This window comes from Labilibaculum manganireducens (genome assembly GCF_002843385.1).
GTDB classification, from domain to species: Bacteria; Bacteroidota; Bacteroidia; order Bacteroidales; family Marinifilaceae; genus Labilibaculum; species Labilibaculum manganireducens.
Map to the genome: position 1 here is coordinate 20,511 of NZ_MVDE01000049.1, position 11,895 is coordinate 32,405.

7 protein-coding genes are annotated in these 11,895 nt (G+C 31.4%); 1 reads left to right on the forward strand and 6 read right to left on the reverse strand.

Going from position 1 to position 11,895, the window contains the following annotated elements; all coding sequences use genetic code 11:
* The first annotated feature begins 64 nt into the window (after nt 1-64).
* Complete coding sequence (locus tag BZG01_RS19950; RefSeq protein WP_101311607.1) at nt 65-1,759, forward strand: Na/Pi cotransporter family protein; 1,695 nt, start codon at nt 65-67, stop codon at nt 1,757-1,759.
* A gap of 54 nt (nt 1,760-1,813) precedes the next feature.
* On the opposite strand, the gene BZG01_RS19955 is transcribed toward BZG01_RS19950, so the two are convergent.
* The 6 genes from BZG01_RS19955 to BZG01_RS19975 all read right to left on the reverse strand — a co-directional run bounded on the left by BZG01_RS19955 (nt 1,814) and on the right by BZG01_RS19975 (nt 10,840).
* Nucleotides 1,814-3,154 carry an HlyD family secretion protein gene (locus tag BZG01_RS19955; RefSeq protein ID WP_101311608.1) on the reverse strand — a complete coding sequence of 447 codons (1,341 nt, stop codon included), beginning with the start codon at nt 3,152-3,154 and terminating at the stop codon, nt 1,814-1,816.
* Nucleotides 3,144-5,360, reverse strand: coding sequence for a peptidase domain-containing ABC transporter (locus tag BZG01_RS19960; RefSeq protein WP_101311609.1), 2,217 nt, complete (start codon nt 5,358-5,360; stop codon nt 3,144-3,146). Before BZG01_RS19960 ends, BZG01_RS19955 begins: the two co-directional genes overlap by 11 nt.
* A 69-nt stretch (nt 5,361-5,429) precedes the next feature.
* Complete coding sequence (locus BZG01_RS19965; protein ID WP_101311610.1) at nt 5,430-7,007, reverse strand: DUF6734 family protein; 1,578 nt, start codon at nt 7,005-7,007, stop codon at nt 5,430-5,432.
* 384 nt (nt 7,008-7,391) lie between these two features.
* On the reverse strand, nt 7,392-8,918 hold the full coding sequence (locus BZG01_RS19970) for a TlpA family protein disulfide reductase (RefSeq protein WP_101311611.1): 1,527 nt from the start codon (nt 8,916-8,918) through the stop codon (nt 7,392-7,394).
* A 72-nt stretch (nt 8,919-8,990) separates the two neighbouring features.
* Nucleotides 8,991-9,152, reverse strand: coding sequence for a hypothetical protein (locus tag BZG01_RS21670; RefSeq protein WP_180327404.1), 162 nt, complete (start codon nt 9,150-9,152; stop codon nt 8,991-8,993).
* Between the two features lie 134 nt (nt 9,153-9,286).
* Nucleotides 9,287-10,840: a vitamin K epoxide reductase family protein gene (locus tag BZG01_RS19975; protein WP_180327405.1), complete on the reverse strand. Its 1,554-nt coding sequence runs from the start codon at nt 10,838-10,840 to the stop codon at nt 9,287-9,289.
* Nucleotides 10,841-11,895: the final 1,055 nt, after the last annotated feature.

The window sequence follows — 11,895 nt, forward strand, 5'->3', positions numbered from 1 at the left end:
ATCTTCTATTTTTGCGGCCTTAACAGCTACTAATCTATTGAAAAACAAATAAACTAAATAAGTTATGAATTACGGATTGACCGATATTTTAACACTTATAGGGTCTTTAGGCTTATTCCTTTATGGAATGAAATTGATGAGTGAAGCTCTTCAACAAGTTGCCGGAGACAAGATGCGAACCATTCTCGCAGCAATGACTTCCAACCGATTTAAAGGTGTAATGACCGGCGTGTTAATTACTGCCCTTATTCAGTCTTCGTCAGCAACAACTGTAATGGTAGTTAGCTTTGTAAATGCCGGATTGTTATCGCTGGTAGAATCGATAGGAGTAATTATGGGTGCCAATATCGGTACTACGGTTACTGCCTGGTTAATCTCACTTTTGGGATTTAAGGTTAGTATGAGTGCAATATCTTTGCCTTTAATAGGTTTAGGCCTTCCATTCCTGTTTTCAAAAAATCGTACAAAGAAAAATTGGGGTGAATTGATTATGGGATTTGCCTTGCTTTTTATTGGCTTGCAATTTCTTAAAACTTCAATGCCTGATATCAAAAATAATCCTGAGATTCTAAATTTCCTGACCAGCTATACGGACATGGGATTTGCTTCTTCCCTGCTATTTTTGACTATCGGAACCCTTCTTACTATTTTAATTCAATCATCATCAGCTACCATGGCACTTACCTTGGTAATGTGTAATAGTGGATGGATTAGTTTCGAAATGGCTGCGGCTATGGTACTGGGAGAAAACATTGGTACTACTATTACAGCGAATCTTGCCGCAATGATTGCCAACACTTCAGCAAAAAGAGCTGCAAGAGCCCATTTAATCTTTAATACTTTTGGTGTTATGTGGATGCTGATTGCGTTGCCATTTTTCTTAAAAACGGTTGCTTGGGTTAACATGACTATTCTTGGAGGAGGCAATCCTTTTACAAACACAGCTGCCGTACCTATTTCCTTGTCTCTATTTCATACCGGATTTAATATTCTAAATGTTGTTATCCTGATTTGGTTTGCCAATTTCATAGTAAAAGTAGTTACCAAACTGGTTCCTGTTCGTGAAGATGTAGAAGAGGAATTCAAACTTCAGCACATAAAAACAGGAACTCTTTCTACTCCAGAAGCATCTTTATTTTTAGCTAAAAAAGAAATCAGTGCTTACGTAAAAAGCACGAAGAAAATGTTTAGCTATACCAAGCAGGCATTTAACGAAACCAATGATAAAACTTTCAATAAACTTTTCGAGAAAATTGACAAAAGAGAAGATGAAAGTGATGATATGGAAGTGGAAATTGCCAACTTTCTTGCTAAAGTGTCTGAAACCAGACTAAGTTCTGAAAATTCGGAAAGAGTTCGCGCCTATTTTAAAATGGTAAGTGATATTGAAAGTGTTGGTGATTCAACTCTTAACCTCGCCAAAGCAATGAAAAGGAAACGTGAACAAAAAGCATGGTTTCCTCAGGAATTGAGAGATAATATCAACAATATGTTCGCCTTGGTTGACGAAGCTCTTGATGTGATGCATGAAAACACTAAAAAAGAATTTGCGGAAGTAAAAATCAAAAAAGCCTGGGAAATTGAGCGTGAAATAAATGATTACCGAACTCTCCTAAAAACAGAACATTTAAACAATGTTGAGGAACATAAATACAAATACCAAGCTGGTATTATCTACAACGATCTGTTCTCTGAGTGTGAAAAAATAGGTGATTACTGCATCAATGTAAGTGAAGCTCTTAACGAGATAAAAGAGTAGTTAAAAAAATACAATCTTAAGAATAAACAATAACATATTCTTAAGATTGCATTTTCACACATTAATACTTTGTAGTATAGAGTAATAGAAACGTTGAATCAAACTCAAGTCTTTAGTGATTATCTCTGCATTTGCAGTTAATCCGTCTCGATACTGTACTTTTTTATTATAACTGGTATTCAATCCATTTATAAAATTAACCTTTGCTAAATACCCCTTTTCCGAAGGGATATGTGAAATAAAACTTATTTTTCCAATCACAGAACCAAATTCTGCATATGGGTAGGAGTTGAATTTTAGAAAAACCTTTTGCCCCAATTCAACTTTTCCAAAATTTTTCTGTGGAATTGTGATTTGAGCAAAATAAGAAGATTCTTTCGGATTTACATAACAAACGACCTGATTATTTGTTAATTGTTGATTTTCCTGAATAAAACTTTCAAAAGAAATCTTCCCGTCTAAAGGTGCTACAAGCAGATATTCTTTCTTCCAAGATTCTATTTTGCTTTTGAATGTATTTAGCGCTTGCTGAAAAACAATTTGCTGTTGACTAATTGTATTTTCCAACTCCTTTATTTCTTTCTGTTTATTATTTTGATTATTCTCATTATTAATAATCTCAGTTCCTGTTATGGGTAGAGCTATTTTTTTACTAATGAATTTACTCTTTTCAGCTCTGTAAACTAAGTCCGAAATGATTTGTTTTTGTATTAACAGCTCGTAAGCATCCATCGTTTTTTGAGCTAGCTCCAAATCTTCTTTTTGCAAAACTATTTGTTCGGAATAATTTAAATGCAGCTCTTTAAGATGCATCATATCTTTTTTTAACATAGACATTTTGTCCATATAAAATCCTGTTGACAAGTAGTTTTTAAAAGTTATAAAAGCTTGTGAAAATATCTGATATGAAGCCTGTAATTCGCCTAGCTGCGAAAAATGATTTTGAAAGATATTAGGTATTTCTTCACATTCATTATCATACAATTTAACTTGAATTGAATCAATAATGACTGACAGTTTCATTACCTCTTCATGTATAGCAGTAGATTCCATCAAACCCAAAATATCACCCTTATAAACTTGCTGGCCTTCTTGTGCATTTATTTTTACAATCTTGCCATTGATAAGTGCAGGCACTGATTTAGGTGCATTTATTGATGTTAGTTCTGCAGGAGCTTTAATAACATCTGGATATTTAACTAACCCGCAAATTATTCCCAGAAACAATAAAATTGAAAATAATATTACTGTACCCCACCGAATAATATATGGTACTTTCCATGAAATAACCTCTTCGATTTCATTACTGTGCTCAGCAAATGAATTCTTATTTATCATTAGATTCGCCCCATTCTGAGATTGCTGAGCATTTACTTTTGGTAGATTAGTTTCCAAGTTCTAATTGATTTTTTACAAGTTGATAATACATCCCTCTTTTTGATGTTAACTCAGTATGAGTCCCTTTTTCTACAATTTCTCCCTTATCCAGGACAATTATATTATCTGCATTTTTAACTGTACTAAGTCTATGTGCAACAACAACTACAGTTTTTCCTTGAAAAAACTGCTGTAAATTCTCTAATATTTCCTTTTCATTATTGGCATCTAATGAGTTTGTTGCTTCATCTAAGAAAATATATTTAGGATTCTTATAAACAGCTCTTGCTATTGTAATTCTTTGTTTCTGTCCACCACTTATACCTTTTCCTTCAGCTCCTAATTTTGTATAAAAACCCAAAGGCAAGGATTCTATAAATTCATCTATATTCGCTATCCTACAAGCTTCCTGCAATCGCTTACTATCAACAACATTATCCGTAACTGTAATATTTTTTCTAATATTATCATTGAAAATAAAACTTTCCTGCATGACAGAACCGCACATACTCCTCCAATACTTCGGACTAACGGTATTATAATTTGTTGTTCCAATCTGAATCTCTCCGCTATAACTATCATAAAAACGCAACAAAAGCTTTATTAAAGTCGTTTTACCGCAACCGCTCATACCTACTATTGCAGTTACTTTCCCCTTTGGAATTGTTAAGTTGATATTTTTTAAAACAGGTTCATTCCCTGCTCCCGGATAAGTGAAAGACAAATTCTTCATAGAAATACTATCATTTAATTCTGAGGTTCGATCAAAAAATTTACTTATTGGTTCTTCGTCTTCTAAAGAATGAATATCATTTAACCTTTCTAAACTAATTTTTGCATTCTGTGCTTGTTGTGTAAAAATTATCAATTGTTCTATAGGGCTACTTAGCTGTCCTAAAATATATTGAATTGCCAACATCACTCCCATGGTTAGGTTTCCCTCAATAACTAGTTTCGCAACCAAATAGGTGATTAAAATATTCTTGCTCTGGTTAATAAAAAATGCACCAACTTCCTGATACTGATCAAGAGACAAATTTTTGAATTTTAATTTAAATAAACCTGCCTGTAAACCTTCCCATGCCCAACGATAAGTGTTCTCCGCATTATTCAACTTTATCTCCTGCATTCCATAAACCAATTGCATTGTTGCATTGTTTTCTTTAGAAGCAATTGAGAAACGTTTATAGTCCAGCTTTCTTCTGTACTTCAAAAAAAGCCGAATCCATAACAGATACAATACACTACCTGTAAGAAAAATGAAAAACACAGTAATGTCATAAAAATAAAGTACGAAAGAGTATAAAATCAATGTTATAATACTAAACAAAGAACTAATTGCCGTTCCTGTCAAAAATTCTTCTATTCGATGATGGTCACTAATACGCTGAATAATATCTCCGGGGTGTTTACTATCAAAGAATTTCATTGGTAGTTTTAATAGTTTGGCCCAAAAAAAAGACAAAAGAGAGATATTTATGCGCGTGCTAATATGAAGAAGAATTCTACTTCGTATAAATTCGACTACGGTTTGGGAGAATAGCAACATTAATTGAGCAGCCAAAATAATCTGAATAAAACTAAGATTTTGCGTATTTATACCAGTATCTACAATACTTTGAGTCAGATATGGAAAAACCAACTGTAACAGAGCTCCTAAAAGTGAACCCAATAAAATTTGTATGAAATAGAGTCTAAAATCTTTTATGTATCCCAATAATGTACTCCACCCTATTTTAGCTTTCTTATCCTCTGTGTCATATTCTGATTCATAGAATTCAGGAGTTGGTTCTAGAACTAAGGCAACTCCCTTGTTTACTCCTTGTTCCGTAGTTGATATCCAATTTCTTAAAAATTCTTCTTTGGTTAGTTTAATAATTCCATTTCTGGGATCTGCAATTCTAAGATGTTTTTTGGCTCTTTGCCTGCGTGAATGAGGTAAGATCACAACAAAATGTTTAGGCTGCCAATATAAAATTGCCGGAAAGGGAATATCACTCAATAATTGCTCAAAACTTATTTTTAAACCTAAAGATTTTAAACCTATACTTTCAGCAGCATCAGCTATTCCCAATAAAGTAACACCCTCTTTACCTATCTGAGTCTTCTCTCGCAGAAAATCGTTAGTAAAAGATCGCCCATAAAATTTAGCGATCATTCGCAAGCAAGTAGGACCACAGTCCATTACATCCAGCTGACGAAAAAAAGGAAAAGATTTATACATTAAAACCAGACTAAATCAATTATTACTATTGTTTATAATTTCATAAAAAAAATATTAACCCCCTTTTCATCAACCATTACAAACATTTAAATGACTATAATACAATGAATTTTGAATCAGAAAATAAAACACATCTTCCTCTATATCATTGCTTTCATACTCAAAGGGAGTCTGCCCTGATTTTATTAAATCGATAATTTGGTTTCCTGATATTTCACTATCTTCAAAATAATATAACAGTATATCCCAATCCTTTAGAATCTGATATTTTATTTTATTGTCAATCCATTTGATCAGCATTAACTGAGGTGCTTTCTTCATACCTATTTGAGTCTTACCTTCTGCAATCTGTCTCAAATAAGTAGTATCAATATTCTCATTAAAATCATGAAATATGAATTGAATAACACACCTTTCTTTGTCTATTGAAAATGTTCTACCTAAAAACGAACTCTTATTATAATTATACACAAGATCCAATCGGTTCTTAATAGTTTCTTCAAGAGGTGGTATTACTTTATCTTGTTGATTCAACAAGATTTTTGTTGTAGCTTGTTCAATTTGATAAATATCCATAAGCAAATACTGTTGTTTATCAAATTCCTCTTTTTCAAACAGTTCACACATAAAATTTTCTATCTTTTCCTTATCACTATCACAAATTGTGATCTTCATTTTTTTCAAAAGAACTCTTGTGTTAGGGTAATCTGGATAAGAATCAAACTGGTCAACAGAGATTTTTTCAGATGCTTTTTCTTTCTTCTTTCCCGGGAAATACGTATCCCTGATTCGTTGATAAACCTCTGGAAATTCATACTTTAAACGAGCCTCAATTTCCAAATATATAAATTCTTTTCTTTTGCTTACACCAATTGTATGTATATACTTGGTCAGAATTGGAACATCATTAACTCTCAAAAATTGCTCAAAGGTTTCTTTCACTCCTTCACATAGAGGAGTGATCTCCAATCGCTTTTGCTTAGCTAGTAGGAAAAAAATTAATTGTTCGAATACGGGATTAAACATTCCAATGTTAATTTTCGAGATTTGGTCTGTATTCTTATCTACCAAATCCATTGCTATAGCAGCATATTCTTTAAAGAACTCATAGTTTTGTCCTCCAATAACACCTGCATTTATAGCTGTAATCGTTTGCTTCTTTCTGATTTCATCCATTAATAATGAAGGTATATCTCTAAAGTTTTCTTCTATTTGATTTAGCGATGTTTGATAAAAAGCGAAGTTCTTTTCAAAGTTCTGCACTAATAGTTGACTCTTCTCAAAAGTTGAATTGAATTTTTCCCAAATAAAAACGTCTCCGTCTGCATGAATAAATGGTGCATTTTGCTGGCTATATGCATATACTTTCGGTAAGGCCCAAAGTAAGGGATGATATTTACTCAAACAGTCTAAATTACAAACCACCTCACTGTATTCCAAACCTAATTTGTTAATTAACCAATCATATCCATCCTTATCGGTATACAACACAATTTCTGGGTAAAACTGTTTAAATTTCAAATTACTTAAAGCCCAACTACATGCATGATAAAACTCTGAAGGCCACCCTCCATTGTTTCTTCCATTCAAATCATCAGGATTATTAAATTTTGCTGGTGCAGACCAGTATGTTTGTATTACTTTCATATGTTTATAATTTTAAGTTTTTGTCATATAGCCTGTCCCGAACTTGTTTCGGGAGAACTTACCATGCTGAAATAATCATCCCCCTGTGTGTCAAAATATCCTTGTCATGGACGTTTCATATGATTATAATTTGTTTTCATTTGCCATATGGAACTTACCATATAATCATCTCCCTGTGTGTAGAAAGCTTTATACATGGACGTTTCATATGATTAGAATTTTAAGTTTTTGCCATATGGAACTTATCATGAACCAATAATCATCCCCTTGAGTGTCAAAAATTCCTTGACATGCAAGTTTTATATTATTTATTATCCACGGCAACAGATCTGGTATCAAGCTAATAAATTGTATCATTTCTAACCGTGCAAAAAGGATCATCTTTTACTCAATAATTTTATTTTTTATCTGTTTTACTAATTTCTCATACAAGCTTGGACGATAGGCATTATTTTCAATCACTTCACCTTTTTTATTGTAAATCATATAACGCGGTATTCCTGAAAACTGAGTATTTAAAACATCTTTCATACTTTTATTTGTCAAAAAATGATAACCATACAGTTTATAATTCTTAATAAAATCCTTCCAATTCTCTTTACTACCCTCATTATCGAGCGATACATAGAGCATTTCTATATCATTTTCTTTAAGAAATATTGTCAACAATTCCTTGTGTTTAAACTCAGCTACACAAGGCGCACAATAGGTTGCCCAATAATCCACAAATACATTTTTTCCAGAAAAATTTTCTTTAATTACCTGATCAATATCACTATATTCCTTAATGTCAAACTTTATAATCCTTCCTTGTGCATCTAAACGAAGCAATTGATTTTTATTTTGATCGCTTTCTGCTGATACATCAATAGTGCCAAGTAGTTCATTAACAATAGTCGCATTGTATGGACTATCCGGAAATAAATCCCTATATGTTTTAAATACCCTGACAAAATTTTCATTAGACATAGGTTTAAACACCAAAGCTATCATCATGGCATTTCCAATTAAAAATTCTTGCTGATTCAATGGAGCGTAATCGTATATCCCAAATTCAGAATCAACCATTCCAAAATACTCCTTATATTTTTCCCATACTCTTTGGGGCTTTGAATTAGATATTGGTAATTTTTTCTCTTTTATCAAATAACATTTAAAAGCTGCTGTATTAGATACGACAATACTTGATTCATATTTTTTTGCAAAAGGATCAAATTCTTCAAATAACTGTTCTGTTAACTGGAGCAATTCTTTTTTATTCATTCTTAGTTCCTGAGCGTTTTTAAACCCGTCACTAATTATTCCCATAGTCCAAAACAATAATCTCTGTTCCGTTTCTGCCATGAGATTAGCCAGGCATGTTTCAGTAATCTCGTTTTTCACATACAAATCATTTAGCAATGTCTTATATGGAGATAAGATAAAATGAAGACTATCCATAGCCTGAGAAGAACTTGAAGAATTCTTTATCACATTTACAATTGTATTTTGATCATCACCTCCATTATTTAAGAGCTTTCTATTAACCAACAAATCATTTCCTCTGGCATTTGTACCATGAAATATGACCATTTGATTCTTAGATACTGAATCTGTTATCACTTCAAAATCTATCACTTCCCCTCTGTCTACATAGCACATAAATTTTGGAAGTCCTTTACTTTGTATTCTCACAAATGAGTTTTCAGACAAATACAATTCTTTTGTGAACATTCTATTTTCAATGAAACAATCGTCATTTCCATCAACATAAAATATATTGAAGCGTCTTTGTATTGGTTTACTTAACTGGACTACATCCCCATTTTGAGCAATATCTATCTTTCCCTTAATTATAAATTTTGAGTTTTGCGACAATGTTATTTGCCCCAAAAAAAGAGTGACAAATAAAAAAACAATAATGTATCTCATTAAATAAAATATTAATAATGAATAAATTGCTAAAAGGAGAGAGAGTCAATCTCTCTCCCTATTATCTGCTAATTAGCATGCATTCCAACAAGAAGCGATACTACCCATTTCTCCTTTATATGTTCCATTACAATAACAAGAAAATCCACCATCCATTGCTTTCATTTCATTTCTTGATAATTTTTGTGCTGGTAATAAAGAATCAATCTTTAACATTTTAGCTGTTTTTGCCATTTTTATAATTTTTAATATTTGACTTTGCTTTTATAAATAGGTACAAAGCTCATTTACCTTCATTTGCTGTTGCAAATGGTCAATAACTTACCATTACTGTACGTGCACATACAAACAAGTAAGTTAATCTTTAATCACATTATGTAATGTAAATTGTCGATGTCATAAATAAAAGGCAATTGATATCCATTAAAAAAATACGTAGGTGTATACTGTATTTGTGTATTTATGCACCATTCATCCATTATGTCCACCCCAACATCGACATTTAGCAACTCTTCTTTAAGCGGATATTTTTGAGCGAATCTATCATAGCTCAAATCTGAAATTTGGTACCAATCTTTAAGAATTTTAAATTTTCCCCGGTCAGTTTTGCATTGGGACATAAGAACCATAATATGAAATGTAGGAAGAAAGGCAGGATTTTCTTTTCGATTTGGCGTTGTATAAATTATTCTGATTTTCAAATCAATATTTTTAGATAATAATTTTTCTATTTTGGGATGTGATTGACTGCAAGGTTGACAATATGGATTGCACACTTTTATTAATGTATTTGTAGCATTCTTATTGCCTAAAAGAATTCCGACATCTTCCCCTGGTTCTTCTATTTGTTTCTGTTTTATTAGTAAACTTTGAAAGATATCAGGATTATATTTAAATCGACGTAGTTCCAGTTTTATAGAATTAGCCTCATTAAGATGGATTACAAAAGGTTTAAGAGATAACCATAACAATAATGAAGAGAGATATGCCCCTAAAATTTTAACAAAAAATAGAGAAGAAAAATTAAATAGAAAAAAGGATTGATAATTAATCAATGCATTTATCCCTCCTATCACTAATAAGGATTGTATCAGCAGACACAAAACGCACCATTTTTTTACAATGAATGCCTGATAACAAATTGAAAATATTACATATGGTAAAGCCAATACATTAATAAAAAGAACTGCTATTAATGCATTTTTTATAGAATTTCCAACAAATACAAGCGTAACAATTCCGCCTAAAAAATATGTCCACCCTATTTCACTCCAATTTAGTATTCCGAATAATTTTGATGCTTTCGAAGTTATTACCGATTTACAATTACCATTTCCAAAAGCAGAACAAACTTTATCCCAAAAATAATTATGAGTCCTAAATTCATATTTCATTAGTTCTGATGATATCACCACTCCAATCACCAATACAAAATATTGTAGGTAAACCACATTACTTAAAAGCAAATCCAGATTTGCCATTTTTTGATTAATAGAATAAAATGAAGCCGTGAATAATACAACTAAAAATATAATTGGCAATAGAACCTGAACTAAGTTCCTTAACTTGATTTGTTTGTACCCTTCCTCACCAGAAGAAACCGTAGTTTCAACCAATAAACAAACACCAGTCCAGACAGATAGAAAATTATTTTTCTCAATGCTCTCTGTTCTATTTTTTCCATTGGCATAAAACTCTACTTTTTTATCATTTACACTTGCTACTATAACAGGATGTCCCTTATCATTAACGTAGGTTAGAAAGGGGGGTGAAATACTGCCAATCTCTTCTCTGCTAATGTGAACCGCAGCATTCTTAACCTTCCACATATTAAGGGAATCACTAATACTCAGTAAGCTGGGCCACTCCGGGTGATTTTCCAAAGAATCTTCAATTGTTTTAGAATTAACTTTGATTTTCAATAATCGTAAGAGTCTTATTACAACATCAACCTCTGGAGAATACATTTTAAACATATCGTTACTTACAAATTATACTGCAAACAATTTAAATCACTCCACTGCCAAACACCTTTTCAAAAAATTACTCTCATAAATATTTACAATACTTTACATTAATATTGAATACTACTAATATTATGGGTAAACTAAATTTACTCTTTAAACAAACTGCCCTTAAATTGTCAAAATACAATTAAAGCAATTCATAAATCTCTTTTTACACAACATAAATATTTACTCACTGAATTTATACAAAATTTAAACACTATGAAATAAATAATCAATAAATTATGAAATATTTATCCACAATCTAAACCGCAATCGTTTTCTGTTTATTTAAAAAGCCATTTTACCACAAAACACTACACCTTCAAAATCTAAAGATACATTATGAGACATTATTTACTAAAATTTCACATAACAAATTAATAAAAAATTCACTTATAATGTTTCAGTTAAATTAAAATTAATGAGGACTAAAGGAAAATCGTACAAATTAGTATAAACAAATAATTTTATAATTTTTGTTTATGATAATATATTTGTATTAAAAAGAAGGTACCTTAGATAAGTGTTTCTTGCTCTTCACCTTGATTTGGTTGAAAAAAATAAATTTTAAGGTAAAGATACTACCGCGTTTAAACTGACATAAAATTCCAAATAACCTCTCTGAAATTGATAAGGTCACTTTTATCTAATCTCCAAATTATTGATAATGAAATCAACGCTATAGAACTACTCTTATAACTGAATATCTCACAAATTTAGAAGAGAATAAATGCAATATTGTTTATAGTGATCTGTTCTCTAAAGTGTAAAAATAGGTGTTAAAATAAGTGGGCAATTAATAAAATTAAAGAATAATACGGTTCTGTTTGTTAATTTACTCAAAAAAAACTTATCTTAGTATATGCCAAAAATTATAGATGTAGAAATCACCGAAAGTGAATCAGAATTACTTTACCTTCTGAGAAAGCAGACAAAAATTCTTCAGCATAGTAGAGTTAAAACCCTTC